Below are 15,661 nucleotides of genomic sequence, written 5' to 3'. Positions count from 1 at the left end.
AGGCGGCGTGCGTCCGCGCGCGCCGCCTGCGCGTAGGCTCTGCTAGTCGTCCGCCCGGCGGACCGCCCCACGAACTGAGGATGCTGTTGAACGGTAACGCCACATTCCGGCATCGGAACACCTCCCTGCTGGGGCTCGCCAGCGTCCTCGCCCCGCACACCGTCACGTCGGTCGAGATCGACGACCGCCTGAAGCCCGTGCTCTCGCGGCTGCGTCTCCCGACGGGCCTGCTGCAGCGCGTGGCGGGCGTCCTCGAGCGGCGCAACTGGGACAAGTCGATGTCCTTCGACGCGGCCGCCACCGAGGCCGGCCGCAAGGCGCTCGCGCAGGCGGGGGTGCAGCCGTCGCAGATCGGGCTGCTCATCAACACCTCGGTCACGCGCGCGCACCTCGAGCCGAGCGTCGCCGTTAGCATCCACAACGGGCTCGGGCTGCCGTCGTCGGCGCTCAACTTCGACATCGCGAACGCGTGCCTCGGCTTCGTGAACGCCATGACGCTCGCGGGCCACCTCATCGACTCGGGCCAGATCGACTACGCGATGATCGTCGACGGCGAGGACGCCGGCGAGATCCGCCACAACACGGTCGCGCGCCTGCTCCGTCCGGAGACCACGCGCGCCGACTTCCTCAGCGAGTTCCCGAGCCTCACGCTCGGCGCGGGCGCGGCGGCCGCCGTCCTGGGGCGCACGAGCGACCACCCCGAGGGGCACCGGATCCTCGGCGGCGTCACGCGCGCGGCCACGCAGCACCACGAGCTCTGCATCGGCGACGTGGACGGCATGTTCACCGACACCAAGGAGCTGCTCCGCGGCGGCATGGAGCTCGTCGTCGACGCGTGGAAGGAAGCCGCGCAGGACGACTGGGACTGGTCCGACATGGACCGCTACATCCTCCACCAGGTCTCCGACGTGCACACCAACGCCATCGTCAAGGCCGCGAAGCTCGACAAGTCGCGCGTGCCGCTGACGTACCCGCGCTACGGCAACGTCGGTCCCGCGAGCATCCCGATCACGCTCGCCGACCAGGCCGACAGCCTCAGCCGCGGCGACCGCGTGCTCTGCATGGGCGTGGGCTCGGGCCTCAACACGGCCATGACCGAGATCCTCTGGTAGCCGCGCCGTGAGCGCATCGGCCGCGACGTCACCGGCGACCGTCCCCGTGGCGGGCCCCGACGGGCAGCCGCTGCCCGGTCTCGACCCCGCGTGGTCGCGCGTCGTGCGCGCGGGCGGCCACGGCTGGCACGTCCTCGACACGGGGGAGCGGCTGGCCGCCACGGGAGCACCCGTCGCGGGCACCATCCTCTGCGTGCACGGCAACCCGACCTGGTCGTACCTGTGGCGCCGCATCGCGGCGGAGTCGCTGGCGCGCGCCGAGCGGGATCCGTCGGCACCGGCCTGGCGCGTGGTCGCCGTCGACCAGCTCGACATGGGCTTCTCCGAGCGCACGGGCGTCGCGCGCACGTTGCCCACACGGCTCGACGACCTGCAGGCGCTCACCGACGAGCTGGGGCTGTCGGGATCCGGCGCCACCGGGCCCGTCGTCACGCTCGGCCACGACTGGGGCGGCGTCGTCAGCCTCGGCTGGGCGCTGCGCAACCGCGACGTGCTCGCCGGGATCATGGCGCTCAACACGGCCGTGCACCAGGAGCAGGGCGTGGCCATCCCGTGGCCGCTGCGCCTCGCGCTCGCCACCGGGATCCACGACGCGGCGACCCGCGGCACCCCCGGCTTCCTCGCCACCACGCTCGCCCTCGCGCACCCGCCGCTCGACCCGGCCGTGCGCCGCGCGTTCGCCGCGCCGTACCGGGGCGCCGACCGCCGCGCCGGGATCCGCGGCTTCGTCGCCGACATCCCGGTCGGCCCCGCGCATCCCAGCCACGCGACCCTCACCTCCATCGCCGAGGGCCTCCGCGACCTCGACCTGCCCGCCCTGTTCGTCTGGGGCCCGCGCGACCCGATCTTCAGCGACGTCTACCTCTCCGACCTCCTCGAGCGCCTGCCGTACGCGGACGTGCACCGCGTCGAGGGCGCCGGCCACCTCGTCGCCGAGGACCACGACTACGCGTCCGCCGCGCTCGACTGGCTCGCGGATCGGGTCGCGGCCCCGGTCGCGTCGGGGGCTGCCCCCGCCCCCGTGCGCGCGCCCGCGGGCGTGCCCGACGCGGCTCCCGTCCGCCCGCTCGGCGCGCTCCTCGAGGAGCTGCGCGCGAGCGACGACCCCGTGCTCGTCGAGATGGCGCCCCGCGGCGGCGGGGGACCCCGCACCGTCTCCTGGCGCCTGCTCTCCCGCCGCGTCCGCGAGATCGCCGCCGGCCTCCACGCCCGCGGGCTCCGCGCGGGAGACCGCGTCTCGCTCCTCGTGCCGCCCGGCGCCGACCTCACGGCCCTCCTCTACGCGTGCCTGCGCATCGGCGCGATCGTCGTGGTCGCCGACGCGGGCCTGGGTGTCAAGGGCCTCGGTCGCGCGGTCGCCGGATCCCGCCCCGACATGGTCGTGGGCATCCCCGCCGGCCTCGCCCTCGCGCGCGCCCTGGGCTGGCCGGGGGAGCGGATCTCCGTCACCACGCTCGCCCCGCCCGTCGCCCGCGCCCTCGGCGTCGCCGCGAGCCTGCCGGAGATCGCCCGCGACGGCCGCGCGCAGGTCCTGCCGCCCGAGCCCGCGGCCGACGACGACGCCGCGATCCTCTTCACCTCCGGGTCCACCGGCCCCGCCAAGGGCGTCGTCTACACGCACCGGCAGCTCGTGTCCCTGCGCGACACCCTCGGCTCCCGCTTCGACGTGGGGCTGGGCACCGGGCTCGTCGCCGGCTTCGCGCCGTTCGCGCTGCTGGGCCCGGCGCTCGGCGCCACGAGCGTCACGCCCGACATGGACGTGACCCGCCCGCGCGACCTCACCGCCTCGGCGCTCGCCGCGGCCGCCCGCGCGGCCGACGCGACGGTGGTGTTCGCGTCGCCCGCCGCCCTCGCCAACGTGGTCGCCACGGCCGACGCCCTCACGGACGCCGACCGGGAGGCCCTCGGCCGCGTCCGCTCGCTCCTGTCCGCCGGGGCGCCGCTGTCGGAGGCGCTGCTCACGCGCGCCGCCGCGATCGTCCCCGCCGCCGAGGTCCACACGCCGTACGGCATGACCGAGGGGCTCCTGCTCACCGACGTGACGCTCGAGGGGATCCGCGCGGCCGCCCTCCGGGGGGACGCGGGCGTCTGCGTCGGCGCGCCCGTCGACCCCGTGGCCGTCCGCATCAGCCCGCTCGACGCCGACGGCGCTGCGACGGGCGCGCTCACCGACGAGGCCGGGGTCACGGGCGAGATCGTCGTCTCCGCGCCCCACGTGCACGACCGCTACGACCGGCTCCACGTCACCGACCGCGCCGCGCGCCGCGACTCGGCCGACGGGATCCGCCGCCACCGCACGGGCGACGTCGGGCACCTCGACGCGACCGGCGCGCTCTGGGTCGAGGGCCGCATGCCGCACGTGATCACCACGGCCGACGGCGTGCTCACGCCCGTCGGGCCCGAGCAGCGCGCCGAGTCGGCGTCGGGCGTCGGACGCGCGGCCGCCGTGGGCGTGGGTCCCGCGGGCGTGCAGCAGCTGGTCCTCGTCGTCGAGACCGTGCCCGCCGCGCGTCGCGTCGGGCTGGCGGACGCGACGCTCGCCTCCGCCGTGCGCGCCGCGGTCGGCGTCCCGGTCGCCGCGGTGATCGTCGTGCCCGTCCTGCCGACCGACGTGCGCCACAACTCCAAGGTCGACCGCGCGCGCCTCGGTCGCTGGGCCGCGGGGATCCTCGCGGGCGGCCGGGTCACCGCGCCGTGATCGTCCTCGTCACCGGCGCCAGCGGGATGCTCGGCCGCGCCGTCGCCGAGCGCCTCGCGTCCGCCGGGCACGCCGTCCGCACGTTCCAGCGGCAGCCGTCCGGCCTCGCGGGGAGCGGCGCCGCGCCCGTGCCGGGAGGCGTCGTCGACCTCCGCGGCAGCGTCACCGATCCGGCCGCCGTCGTCCGCGCGGTCGAGGGCGTCGACGCCGTGATCCACCTGGCCGCCAAGGTCTCGCTCGCGGGCGACCCGGGCGACTTCCGCGCCGTCAACGTCGAGGGCACGCGCGCGCTCCTCGCGGCGGCCCGTGCGGCCGGCGCCTCGCGGTTCGTGCACGTGTCCTCGCCGTCGGTCGCGCACACGGGCCTCTCCATCACGGGCGACGGCGCCGGACCCACGGATCCCGTCCACGCCCGCGGCGACTACGCCCGCACCAAGGCCGAGGGCGAGCTGATCGCGCTCGCCGAGGACGACCCCGCCATGCGCGTCCTCGCCGTCCGCCCCCACCTCGTCTGGGGCCCGGGCGACACGCAGCTCGTGGCCCGCATCGTCGACCGCGCCGCTCGCGGCCGCCTCCCGCTCCTCGGCCACGGCGCGGCCCTCATCGACACCGTCTACCGCGACAACGCGGCCGACGCGATCGTCGCCGCGCTCGACGCCGCCGACACCGCGCACGGCCGCGCGTACGTCGTCACCAACGGCGAGCCCCGTCCCGTCGCCGAGCTCCTCGCCGGCATGTGCCGCGCCGCCGGCGTCCCCGCGCCGCGCCTCCGTGTCCCCGCCGCCCTCGCCCGCGCCGCCGGGGGAGCGGTCGAGCGCGTGTGGGCCGTGCGCCCCGGATCCGACGAGCCGCCCATGACCCGCTTCCTCGCCGAGCAGCTCTCCACCGCCCACTGGTTCGACCAGCGCGAGACCCGCCGGGCGCTCGGCTGGACCCCCGCCGTCTCCCTCGACGAGGGCTTCGAGCGCCTCCGCGTCTCCTACGCCGACTCCGCTCGCTGACCCGGCGAGGTCACGGGCGCCCGGATCGCTAGGCTGTGTCGGGTGTCCACACGCCTCTCCAAGCTCTTCGTCCGCACCCTCCGGGAAGACCCCGTCGACGCCGAGGTGGCCAGCCACCGCCTCCTCGTGCGCGCCGGCTACATCCGCCGCCAGGCCCCCGGCATCTTCGCCTGGCTGCCGCTCGGCCTCCGGGTCAAGAACAAGGTCGAGGCGATCGTCCGCGAGGAGATGGAGCGCATCGGCGCCCAGGAGGTGCACTTCCCCGCGCTCCTGCCCGCCGAGCCGTACCAGGCGACCGGCCGCTACGACGAGTACGGCCCCGGGATGTTCCGCCTCGAGGACCGCAAGCGCGCGCCCATGGTGCTGGCGCCCACGCACGAGGAGTTCTTCGCGCTGCTCGTGAAGGACCTCTACTCGAGCTACAAGGACCTGCCCCTGTCGATCTACCAGATCCAGGACAAGTACCGCGACGAGGCCCGTCCCCGCGCGGGCATCCTCCGCGGCCGCGAGTTCACGATGAAGGACGCCTACTCCTTCGATCACACCGACGCGGGCCTCGCCGTCAGCTACCAGGCCCAGCGCGACGCCTACGAGCGGATCTTCCAGCGCCTCGGCCTCGAGTACGTCATCGTCGCCGCCGACGCGGGTGCCATGGGCGGATCCAAGAGCGAGGAGTTCCTGCACCCCACGCCCATCGGCGAGGACACCTTCGTGCGCAGCCCCGGCGGCTACGCGGCCAACGTCGAGGCGTTCACGACGCTCGTGCCCGAGTCGATCCCGATCGAGGGCCAGCCCGCCGCGCGCGTCTTCGACTCGCCCGACACCCCCACCATCGCCACCCTCGTCGACCTCGCGAACGCGCGGGAGCCCCGCGAGGACGGCCGTGCCTGGACCGCCGCCGACACGCTGAAGAACATCGTGCTCGCGCTCACGCACCTCGACGGCACGCGCGAGCTCGTCGTCGTCGGGATCCCCGGCGACCGCGACATCGACCTCAAGCGCGCCGAGGTGGCCTTCTTCCCCGCCGAGGTCGAGCCCGCCACCGCGGGCGACCTCGCGAAGCAGCCCGGCCTGGTCACGGGCTACATCGGACCGTGGTCGGCCGACGGCCCCGTGCTCGGATCCACGTCCACGACGAAGGTGCGCTACCTCGTCGACCCCCGCGTGGTCGACGGCAGCTCGTGGATCACGGGCGCCAACGTCGCCGGGAAGCACGTGCTCTCGCTCGTCGCCGGCCGCGACTTCACGCCCGACGGCGTGGTCGAGGCCGCGGACGTCCGCGACGGCGATCCCGCGCCCGACGGATCCGGCCCCATCAGCACCGCGCGCGGCACCGAGATCGGCCACGTCTTCGAGCTCGGCCGCATGTACGCGGAGGCCCTCGGCCTCAAGGTGCTCGACGAGAACGGCAAGCTCGTCACCGTCACCATGGGCTCGTACGGCATCGGCATCACCCGCAACCTCGCGCTCGTCGCCGAGGCCACGCAGGACGGCCGGGGCCTCCTCTGGCCCGCGTCCATCAGCCCGTTCGACGTGCACGTCGTCATGACCGGCAAGGACGAGGCCGTGAGGACCGCGTCCGAGGAGCTCGTCGACGCGCTCGACGCGGCGGGCCTCGACGTGCTCTTCGACGACCGCCCCAAGGTGTCGCCCGGCGTGAAGTTCGGCGACGCCGAGCTCATCGGCGTGCCCACCATCGTCATCGTCGGCCGCGGCGCGGTCGACGGCATGGCGGAGCTGTGGGACCGGCGCACGAACGAGCGCACGCCCGTCGCGCTCGCGGACGTGGTCGGCGCGCTCACCGCCGCCGGCTGACCCCGCGCGCACCACCCCGAGGCTGCCCGACCCCTCCCGGTCGGGTAGCCTCGAGTTCTTCCAACCGAATAGAGGAGTCGCACCGTGGACATCGACCTGAGCGTCTTGCGCCTGATGGAGCGCGAGCGCGAGATCCCGTTCGAGGAGCTCGTCTCGATCATCGAGCAGGCCATCCTCACCGCCTACCTCAAGCACACCGACCAGGCCGACGCCAAGCCCGTCGCCGACGGCGTACCCCCCGCCCGCGTGCACCTGGACCGCAAGACCGGGCACGTCTCCGTGCACGTCCCCGAGCTCGACGAGGACGGCCTCGTCATCGGCGAGTCCGAGGACAGCCCGAGCGACTTCGGCCGCATCGCCGCCTTCGCCGCCAAGCAGGTCATCAACCAGCGCCTGCGCGACATCGGCGACGACCGCATCCTCGGCGAGTTCAAGGGCCGCGAGGGCGACATCGTCGCCGGCGTCGTGCAGCAGGGCCCGAACCCGCGCATGATCCACGTCGACCTCGGCACCATCGAGGCGATCCTGCCGCCCGAGGAGCAGGTGCCCGGCGAGAAGTACGTGCACGGCTCCCGCCTGCGCGTCTACGTCACGAGCGTGTCCCGCGGCGCGAAGGGCCCGCAGATCACGGTCTCGCGCACGCACCCGTCGCTCGTCCGGAAGCTCTTCGCGCTCGAGGTGCCGGAGATCGCGCAGGGCCTCGTCGAGATCGTCTCGCTCGCCCGCGAGGCCGGCCACCGCACCAAGATCGCGGTGCGCGCGACCGAGCCCGGCATCAACGCCAAGGGCGCGTGCATCGGCGAGCTGGGCCAGCGCGTCCGCGCGGTCACGGCGGAGCTGAACGAGGAGAAGATCGACATCGTCGACTACTCCGAGTCGCTGCCCGTCTTCGTCGGCAACGCGCTGTCGCCCGCCCGGGTCACGAGCTCGTTCGTCATCGACCAGGCGACCAAGGCCGTGCGCGCCCTCGTGCCCGACTACCAGCTCTCGCTCGCCATCGGCAAGGAGGGCCAGAACGCCCGCCTCGCCGCCAAGCTCACGGGCGCGAAGATCGACATCCAGCCCGACTCGATCCTCGAGGGCGACGACTGATCGCCGCCCGTCGGGAGCCGAGCCTCCCCGCCGCCGGACGGAGGGGGTAGTATGGAGCCGGTAAGAACGTGCGTCGGCTGTCGTCGGCGTGCCCCGAGGTCCGCTCTCATGCGGATCGTGGCGGATCCCATCACTCGCTCCCTCGTCCTCGACGAGCGCGCCGTGCTGGCCGGCAGGGGCGCGTGGATCCATCCGACCATCGAGTGCATCGACAGAGCGATCGCACGGCGCGCCCTCGGGCGGGCCCTGCGGAGCGACGCGGCGCTCGACCCCGCAGCTCTTGGGGGACTACGAGAGCGGCTCGCGGCCCAGCCGAGCGCGCGAGCATCCGAGAGAACAGGCTGAACGGCACATGGACAACTAATGAGCGGCTCGAAATGAGATCCGTCCAGCACTAGCGGTCCCCTCCTGCCTGGGAGAGGACCCCCAGACAGGAGAACAGTGGCAAAACCACGCGTACACGAGATCGCCGCCGAGATCGGCGTCGACAGCAAGACCGCACTCGCCAAGCTCAAGGAGATGGGCGAGTTCGTCAAGGGACCGTCGTCGAGCATCGAGCCCCCTGTGGCCCGCAAGCTCAAGGCGGCCCTCGAGGCCGCCGGCCTCACCGGACAGGCCGCCGCTCCCGCCGCGGCCCCGTCGTCCGCCCCGCGCCCCGGAGCCCGTTCGTCGGCTCCGAAGCCCGGCGGCCGTCCCACCCCCGGCCCGCAGCCCACGGCCGCTCCCGAGCCGGAGGCCCCCGAGGCGTCCGACGTCCCGGTCCCGGCGAAGCCGCTGACCGTCGCGGAGCGCCAGGCGCAGGCCGAGGCGAGCCGCAAGGCCGCCGCGGAGGAGAAGGCCGAGGCTCGGAAGTCGGCCGAGTCCGCCGCCCCCGAGGCCCCCGCCGCCGAGGCCCCGAGCGCCCCGCGCCCGGACGCCGGCAGCGCGCCCGCGGCTCCCTCCAACGGCATCCCGCGTCCCGGGATCCCGCGTCCGGCGGCCCCGCGCCCCGGCAACAACCCCTTCGCGAGCAACCAGGGCATGGGCACCAAGCCCCGCCCGGGCAACAACCCGTTCGCGAGCAACCAGGGCATGGGCCAGCGCCCCGCCGCGGGAGCCGCAGGCCCCCGCCCGGCCGCTCCCCGTCCCGGATCCCCCCGCCCCGGCGCCCCGCGTCCCGGCGGCGTCGGCCAGGGCGCACGTCCTGCCGGCTTCGGCCAGCGTCCCGCGGGCGCGGGTCGTCCCGGCGGCGCGCCCGGTGGAGCAGGACGCCCCGGCGCTCCGGCTGCCGGCGGCTTCCAGCGTCCGGCCGGCGGCTTCGCCGGTCGTCCCGGTGGCGGCGGCCGTGGTCGCGGCCCCGGCGGCGGCACCGCCGGTGCCTTCGGGCGCGGCGGCGGCAAGAGCAAGTCGCGCAAGTCGAAGCGGACGAAGAGGGCCGAGTTCGAGCTGCGCGAGGCTCCGTCGCTGGGTGGCGTCAGCGTCCCCCGCGGCGACGGCAACACCATCGTCCGCCTGCGTCGCGGCGCGTCCATCTCGGACTTCGCCGACAAGATCGACGCGAGCCCCGGCAACCTGGTGACCGTGCTGTTCCACCTCGGTGAGATGGCCACGGCGACCGAGTCGCTCGACGAGGCCACCTTCGAGGTGCTCGGCACGGAGCTCGGCTACAAGATCCAGGTCGTCTCCCCGGAGGACGAGGACCGCGAGCTGCTCGAGGGCTTCGACATCGACCTCGACCAGGAGCTCGAGGACGAGGACGACGACGTGCTGGAGATCCGGCCCCCCGTCGTCACCGTCATGGGCCACGTCGACCACGGCAAGACGCGCCTGCTCGACGCCATCCGCAACGCCAACGTCATCGAGGGCGAAGCGGGCGGCATCACGCAGCACATCGGCGCGTACCAGGTCTGGGCGCCGCACGAGGGCTACGAGCGCGCCATCACCTTCATCGACACCCCGGGCCACGAGGCGTTCACCGCCATGCGCGCCCGTGGTGCGCAGGTCACCGACATCGCGATCCTCGTGGTCGCGGCCGACGACGGCATCATGCCGCAGACGGTGGAGGCCCTGAACCACGCCCAGGCGGCGAACGTGCCGATCGTGGTCGCGGTCAACAAGGTCGACAAGGAGGGGGCCAACCCCGCCAAGGTGCGCCAGCAGCTCACCGAGTACGGCCTGGTCGCCGAGGAGTACGGCGGAGACGTCATGTTCGTCGACGTCTCGGCGCTGTCCGGCAAGGGCGTGGAGGACCTCCTCGAGGCCGTCCTGCTCACCGCCGACGCCGGGCTCGACCTGCGCAGCAACCCGAACAAGGACGCGCGCGGCGTGGCCATCGAGGCCCGCCTCGACAAGGGCCGCGGTGCGGTCGCGACCGTCCTCATCCAGTCGGGCACGCTCCGCGTGGGCGACGCCATCGTGGCGGGCACGGCCTACGGCCGCGTCCGGGCGATGATGGACGAGAACGGCGACGCGGTCCACGAGGCCTACCCCTCGCGGCCCGTCCAGGTCCAGGGCCTCTCGTCGGTCCCCGGCGCGGGCGACACCTTCCTCGTCACCGAGGAGGACCGCACCGCCCGTCAGATCGCCGAGAAGCGCGAGGCCGTCGAGCGCAACGCCCAGCTGGCCAAGGCCCGCAAGCGCATCAGCCTCGAGGACTTCACGCGTGCGCTGGAGGAGGGCAAGGTCGAGTCGCTCAACCTCATCATCAAGGGCGACGTGTCCGGTGCCGTCGAGGCGCTGGAGGAGTCGCTCATGAAGATCGAGGTGGACGACTCCGTGCAGCTGCGGATCATCCACCGCGGCGTCGGAGCGGTCACCGAGAGCGACGTCAACCTGGCGACGATCGACAACGCGATCATCATCGGGTTCAACGTCCGCCCCGACCCGAAGGCCCGCGCACGTGCGGCTCGCGAGGGCGTCGACATCCGCTTCTACAGCGTCATCTACTCGGCGCTCGAGGAGATCGAGTCGAGCCTCACGGGCATGCTCAAGCCCGAGTTCGAGGAGGTCCAGTCCGGCGTCGCCGAGATCCGCGAGGTGTTCCGCTCCTCCAAGTTCGGCAACATCGCGGGTGTCATCGTCCGCTCGGGCACCATCACCAGGAACGCCAAGGCGCGGGTCATCCGCGACGGCGTGGTGGTGGGCGACAACCTGGCCATCGAGTCGCTGCGCCGGTTCAAGGACGACGTGTCCGAGGTCCGCACGGACTTCGAGGCGGGCATCGGCCTGGGCAAGTTCAACGACATCCAGATCGGCGACGAGATCGAGACGATCGAGATGAAGGAGAAGCCGCGGGTCTGACCCCGGCCGATCCGGGCCCCGCTCCCCACCAGGGGAGCGGGGCCCTCCCCGTCCCGCCACGCGCGGGACACGAGCACGAGCACGACGCCGGGGATCGCCCGGGCGCATCCGTCACGGAAGGACGTCGACCATGGTCGATCACGCGAGGGCCAGGAAGATGGCCGACCGCATCAAGGAGATCGTCGCGCGCAAGCTCGACCGGGGGATCAAGGACCCGCGCCTCGGGTTCGTGACCGTCACCGACGTGCGCGTCACGGGCGACCTGCAGCACGCCAGCATCTTCTACACGGTCTACGGCACCGACGAGGAGCGCGCCGACACGGCCGCCGCCCTCAAGTCCGCCACCGGCATGCTCCGCAGCGAGGTGGGCAAGAACATCACCGCGCGCCTCACCCCGTCGCTCGAGTTCATCCTCGACGGCGTCCCGGAGAACGCGGCCGCGATCGACGCTCTCCTCGAGGAGGCGCGCCGCCGCGACGCCGACGTGCAGGCGCAGGCGAAGGCCGGCGTCTACGCGGGCGACGAGGACCCGTACGTCAAGCCCCGCGTGGTCGGGGAGGACGAGGACGAGGACGACGACCAGGCGGACGACGAGGACGGCGACGACGTCGATCGCTCGGCGCCCGGGTACGAGCCCGCGCACTGATCCACCGCGCCGGCCAGCCGGCAGGCGTCAGCTCGGCAGCGCGTACGTGCCGTCGGGCTGGCGCACCGCGAGCCCGTCGGCGATGAGCCCGTCGAGGGCGCGCTCGCGCTGCACGGGCTCCGGCCACGCGGTCGCGAGGTCGGCGGCGCTCACGGGGGAGTGGCTCGACCGCAGCTCGGCGAGCAGGAGCCCGCGCACCTGGCGGTCGGATCCCTCGTAGCGCTTCTGCGTGACGCGCGCCGGCCCGTCGTAGGCCGGGTATCCCGCCGCGCGCCACGCGCACAGGCCGCGGACGGGGCAGTCGTCGCAGCGCGGCGCACGTGCGGTGCAGATCACCGCGCCGAGCTCCATGGCCCCCGCGTTGAACACGCGCGCCTCGGCGACGTCGTCCGGCAGCTGCGCCTCCATCGCCGCGAGGTCGGCCGTCGTGCGCGCGGGGCCCGGATCGCCCTGGCCCGCGACCGCGCGCGCGAGGACGCGGCGCACGTTGACGTCGACGACCGGGTGGCGGTGCCCGAACGCGAACGCCGCCACCGCGCGGGCCGTGTACGGGCCGACGCCGGGGAGGTCGAGCAGGGCGTCGACGTCCTCGGGCACCTCGCCGCCGTGCCGCTCGACGATCGCGACCGCGCACGCGTGCAGGTTCAGGGCTCGCCGCGGGTAGCCGAGCCGGCCCCACGCGCGGACGGCCTCGCTCGCGGGCGTCGACGCGAGCGCCGCGGGCACGGGCCAGCGCACCAGCCACTCCTCGAGCCGCGGGATGACGCGGACCACGGGCGTCTGCTGGAGCATGAACTCGCTGACGAGGATCCCCCACGATCCGAAGCCCTCGCGCCGCCACGGCAGGTCGCGGGCGTTCTCGCGGAACCAGGCGTTCACGTCTCGGGCGAGGGCGGTCTCCGGCATCCGGACAGCGTACGAGACGATGCGCCTAGGCTCGGCGCATGCCCCTGTACCGCGCCTCCCGCGCCGAGGTCCTCGCCTCGCTCGCCGACGAGTTCCTGCACAACTACGGGCGGGGACGCGCCTTCCTCGCCGTCGACGGCGGCCCGCTCGCGGATCCCGTCGCCTTCGCGCGCGAGCTCGCCGATGCGCTGCGCGTGGGCGGTCGCGGGGCGTTCGTGGCCGATGCCGCGGACTTCGCGGCGGGCGACGGCGCGGACGCCGACGGCGCGACGTCGGCGGGCGCGCTCCGCGACGCGCTCGTGGGCCCCTTCCGCCGACCCGGGACGCCGTTCGCGCTCGAGCCCGACGGCGATCCCGTGGCCGACGCTCCCGGCGACGCCGTGCTCCTCGTGGCGGGCGACGGCCTGCAGGCTGCGCAGCTGCGCGGGCTGTGGAACGCCGTCGTCTACCTGCTGCTGCCCGACGAGCCGCTCACGACCTCGGGCGGCGACGCCGGATCCGCGGCGCAGGAGGCGCACGCGCGCTACATCCGCGCCGTGAACCCGCGGCGCGCGGCCACGATGATCGTCGACGTCAGCGACCCCGACCTCCCGCGCCGCGTCTTCGCCGACAGCTGCTGAGGGGCGGCCCCGCCGCGAGCGCGGCCCGCGAACGCGACCCGCGACCCGCGACCCGCGACCTCAGCGCGGGACGAGCCGGGCCAGCTCCGCGGGGGAGATGTGCCGCCCGGTCGCCTCCACGCCGTGCACGAGCTGCACCAGGGCGGCGTTGACGCGCGCGTCCTGGCCGACGCCCGGCGCGATGGCCGAGACCGCGCCGTTGAGGTGGTCGACCTCCGTGAGGCGGCTGCGGCGGATGCTCTGCAGCGTCGACCCGGGGTTCGGCACCTGCCCCATGGTCCGGGCGAGCGCGACGGGCAGGCGCTCCGCGAGGGGGAGCGGCAGCGACGCGAACAGGCGGAGCCGGCGGTGGGTGAGGCCGCCGAGGGTGCCGAACGTCACGCCGTGCGCGAGCCCGGTTCGCACCGTCTCCTGCATGGTGCGCGTGACGATGCGCCGCAGCACGGGCTCGGCGATGACCGCCTGCACGCTGAGGCCGGTGATCGCGGGCACGGCGTTGATCCCGTTGATGACGAGCTTGGTCCACTGGGCCCCGCGGAAGTCGGCGGCGACGGTGACCGGCATGACGGGATCCAGCACCTCGCGCACGACGTCGACCCCGGCGCCCTCCGGCCCGTCCGCGGTGCCGACCTGCATGCCCGCGCGCGACGTGACCGTGACGAGGCCGGGCTCGGTGAGCGAGGCCGCCACCAGCGCGAGACCGCCCACGACCTGGGATCGCGGGAGGCACTCGACGCCCATGGTGAGGCCGGAGAGCCCGTTCTGTACGACCAGCACGGGGATCCCGCGGAGCCAGCCGGCGTTCTCCGTCATGGCGTCGCGGGCGTCGGCGATCTTGGTGGCGACGATCGCGAGCCCGGGCGGGCGGCCGAGGCGCTCGGCCGCGGCGACGCGCGCGACGTGGTCGCCGTAGCCGCCGGCGAGGCGCAGGCCGCGGTCCTGGATGGTGCGGAGGTGCGGGCCGCGCGCGGTGACGTCAACCTCGTGCCCGGCGCGTTCGAGGAGGGCGGCGATGGTGCCGCCGACGGCGCCCGCGCCCAAGACCCCGATCCGCACGCGTCCTCCTGTCGACCCTCCCGATCCTACGGCGGGCGGATCCGAGGGAGCCGCGGGTGCGTCCCGGCACGGCATGATGGTCAGGCCATGGAAACCCCGACCCCCCGCGCCGCGCCCTCCACCGCGAGCGGCCTGCTCCTCATCGACAAGCGCGGGGAGTGGACCAGCCACGACCTCGTCGCCCGCACGCGCCGCCTCGCCGGCACCCGCAAGGTCGGGCACGCGGGCACGCTCGACCCGATGGCCACGGGCCTCATGATCCTCGGCGTCAACAGCTCCACGCGCCTGCTCACCTACCTCGTGGGCCTCGACAAGGAGTACCTGGCGACCATCCGCCTCGGCCGCGCCACCACCACGGACGACCGCGAGGGCGAGGTCGTCTCGCGCGCCGAGCCCGGGCGGATCCGCGACCTCGCCGTCGCCGACGTGGATCGCGCCGTCGCCGACCTCCGCGGCACGATCTCGCAGGTCCCGAGCGCCGTCAGCGCCATCAAGGTCGACGGCAAGCGCGCCTACGCCCGCGTCCGCGCCGGCGAGGAGGTCGAGCTCGCCGCGCGCGAGGTCACCGTCTCCGCGTTCGACGTGCTCCGCTTCGACGCGGTCGAGGCCGAGGAGGGCGAGGAGGACGGCGCGCAGCTCGACCTCGACGTCCGCATCACCTGCTCCTCCGGCACGTACGTGCGGGCCCTCGCGCGCGACCTCGGCCGCGCGCTCGGCGTCGGCGGGCACCTCACCGCCCTGCGCCGCACGCGCGTCGGCCCGTTCCACGTCGACGACGCCGTGGCGATCGACGCGATGGTCGTCGCCGACCGGCTGATCCCGCCGGCCGACGCCGCCGCGCGCCTGTTCGACGTCCTGCACCTCACCGAGCAGGAGGCGGTCGACCTCGGCCACGGCAAGAAGCTCACGACGCCCGACGACGCTCCCACCGAGGATCCGCTCGCCGCGGTCGCGCCCGACGGCCGGCTCGTGGGCCTGGTCGGCTTCCGCGGACGCACGGGCACCTCCATCGTCAACTTCCCCGCCGACGACGCGGGCGCCTCGTGATCGCGTGGTTCACGGTCGCGCAAATCTCCGTCGCGGTCGTCGCGGGCGTGCTGTGCCTCGTGCTCGGCGCCGTCGGACGGAAGCCGAGCGACCTCACGATGGGACCGACCGCGCTCGTCGAGGTGCTGCTCGTGGCGCAGCTCGTGGTCGCGATCGCGGCGCCCGCCGTCGGCAACCCGCCGTCGGGGAACCTCGTCGAGTACTACGCCTACCTGCTGAGCGGCCTGCTGATCCCGCCGCTCGCCATGTTCTGGGCGCTCGTGGAGCGCACCCGCTGGAGCACCGTGATCCTGGGGGCCTCGTGCCTCGCCATCGCGATCATGGTCTACCGCATGGACGTCATCTGGAACGTCCAGTCCGCGTGACCGCCGCTGCCTCGGGTAGGGGAT

General features: G+C 74.5%; 13 protein-coding genes. 11 read left to right on the top strand and 2 right to left on the bottom strand.

Translation table 11 applies throughout. From position 1 onward, the window contains the following. The first annotated feature begins 80 nt into the window (after window positions 1-80). The 8 genes from BFL37_RS07690 to rbfA all read left to right on the top strand — a co-directional run bounded on the left by BFL37_RS07690 (window position 81) and on the right by rbfA (window position 11,643). Window positions 81-1,112, top strand: a complete 1,032-nt coding sequence (locus tag BFL37_RS07690) for a 3-oxoacyl-ACP synthase III (protein WP_086514553.1) — start codon at window positions 81-83, stop codon at window positions 1,110-1,112. Window positions 1,113-1,119: 7 nt separating this feature from the next. After that, window positions 1,120-3,810, top strand: coding sequence for an alpha/beta fold hydrolase (locus tag BFL37_RS07685; protein ID WP_086514552.1), 2,691 nt, complete (start codon window positions 1,120-1,122; stop codon window positions 3,808-3,810). Then, the gene (locus tag BFL37_RS07680) at window positions 3,807-4,811 is read left to right on the top strand and encodes an NAD-dependent epimerase/dehydratase family protein (protein WP_086514551.1); all 1,005 of its coding nucleotides are present in this window, start codon (window positions 3,807-3,809) and stop codon (window positions 4,809-4,811) included. The genes BFL37_RS07685 and BFL37_RS07680 overlap by 4 nt, the downstream gene beginning before the upstream one ends. A gap of 42 nt (window positions 4,812-4,853) precedes the next feature. Further along, the gene (locus BFL37_RS07675) at window positions 4,854-6,626 is read left to right on the top strand and encodes a proline--tRNA ligase (RefSeq protein ID WP_086514550.1); all 1,773 of its coding nucleotides are present in this window, start codon (window positions 4,854-4,856) and stop codon (window positions 6,624-6,626) included. Between the two features lie 84 nt (window positions 6,627-6,710). Further along, complete coding sequence (gene nusA / locus BFL37_RS07670) at window positions 6,711-7,718, top strand: transcription termination factor NusA (RefSeq protein WP_086514549.1); 1,008 nt, start codon at window positions 6,711-6,713, stop codon at window positions 7,716-7,718. 51 nt (window positions 7,719-7,769) lie between these two features. Further along, complete coding sequence (locus BFL37_RS07665) at window positions 7,770-8,063, top strand: YlxR family protein (RefSeq protein WP_086514548.1); 294 nt, start codon at window positions 7,770-7,772, stop codon at window positions 8,061-8,063. Between the two features lie 96 nt (window positions 8,064-8,159). Continuing rightward, on the top strand, window positions 8,160-10,997 hold the full coding sequence (gene infB / locus BFL37_RS07660; protein ID WP_086514547.1) for a translation initiation factor IF-2: 2,838 nt from the start codon (window positions 8,160-8,162) through the stop codon (window positions 10,995-10,997). Between the two features lie 130 nt (window positions 10,998-11,127). Beyond that, the gene (gene rbfA / locus BFL37_RS07655; protein ID WP_086514546.1) at window positions 11,128-11,643 is read left to right on the top strand and encodes a 30S ribosome-binding factor RbfA; all 516 of its coding nucleotides are present in this window, start codon (window positions 11,128-11,130) and stop codon (window positions 11,641-11,643) included. 27 nt (window positions 11,644-11,670) lie between these two features. On the opposite strand, the gene BFL37_RS07650 is transcribed toward rbfA, so the two are convergent. Then, window positions 11,671-12,549 (bottom strand): A/G-specific adenine glycosylase, encoded by an 879-nt coding sequence (locus tag BFL37_RS07650; protein WP_086514545.1) that lies wholly within the window; start codon window positions 12,547-12,549, stop codon window positions 11,671-11,673. A gap of 38 nt (window positions 12,550-12,587) precedes the next feature. Between BFL37_RS07650 and BFL37_RS07645 the strand changes: the two genes are divergently transcribed. Further along, the gene (locus BFL37_RS07645; protein WP_086514544.1) at window positions 12,588-13,169 is read left to right on the top strand and encodes a hypothetical protein; all 582 of its coding nucleotides are present in this window, start codon (window positions 12,588-12,590) and stop codon (window positions 13,167-13,169) included. Between the two features lie 60 nt (window positions 13,170-13,229). Here BFL37_RS07645 and BFL37_RS07640 read toward each other — a convergent pair whose 3' ends face one another. Continuing rightward, complete coding sequence (locus tag BFL37_RS07640) at window positions 13,230-14,225, bottom strand: ketopantoate reductase family protein (RefSeq protein ID WP_086514543.1); 996 nt, start codon at window positions 14,223-14,225, stop codon at window positions 13,230-13,232. Window positions 14,226-14,312: 87 nt separating this feature from the next. Here BFL37_RS07640 and truB point away from each other — a divergent pair, with 87 nt between their 5' ends. Both truB and BFL37_RS07630 read left to right on the top strand, forming a co-directional pair. Further along, window positions 14,313-15,272: a tRNA pseudouridine(55) synthase TruB gene (truB, locus tag BFL37_RS07635; protein WP_086514542.1), complete on the top strand. Its 960-nt coding sequence runs from the start codon at window positions 14,313-14,315 to the stop codon at window positions 15,270-15,272. Beyond that, window positions 15,269-15,637 carry a hypothetical protein gene (locus BFL37_RS07630; RefSeq protein WP_086514541.1) on the top strand — a complete coding sequence of 123 codons (369 nt, stop codon included), beginning with the start codon at window positions 15,269-15,271 and terminating at the stop codon, window positions 15,635-15,637. Before truB ends, BFL37_RS07630 begins: the two co-directional genes overlap by 4 nt. Window positions 15,638-15,661 lie beyond the last annotated feature (24 nt).

The organism is Clavibacter michiganensis, assembly GCF_002151125.1.
In the GTDB taxonomy this organism is placed as follows: Bacteria; Actinomycetota; Actinomycetes; order Actinomycetales; family Microbacteriaceae; genus Clavibacter; species Clavibacter michiganensis_C.
Note: the sequence above shows the minus strand (reverse complement) of the source record. Positions and strands in the feature narration are given on the sequence as shown.

Excerpts from the sequence above, each read along its gene's own strand:
- BFL37_RS07690 (WP_086514553.1), top strand. The coding sequence starts at position 81 with ATGCTGTTGAACGGTAACGCCACATTCCGGCATCGGAACACCTCCCTG.
- BFL37_RS07665 (WP_086514548.1), top strand. The coding sequence starts at position 7,770 with ATGGAGCCGGTAAGAACGTGCGTCGGCTGTCGTCGGCGTGCCCCGAGG.
- rbfA (WP_086514546.1), top strand. The coding sequence starts at position 11,128 with ATGGTCGATCACGCGAGGGCCAGGAAGATGGCCGACCGCATCAAGGAG.
- BFL37_RS07650 (WP_086514545.1), bottom strand. The coding sequence starts at position 12,549 with ATGCCGGAGACCGCCCTCGCCCGAGACGTGAACGCCTGGTTCCGCGAG.
- BFL37_RS07645 (WP_086514544.1), top strand. The coding sequence starts at position 12,588 with ATGCCCCTGTACCGCGCCTCCCGCGCCGAGGTCCTCGCCTCGCTCGCC.
- truB (WP_086514542.1), top strand. The coding sequence starts at position 14,313 with ATGGAAACCCCGACCCCCCGCGCCGCGCCCTCCACCGCGAGCGGCCTG.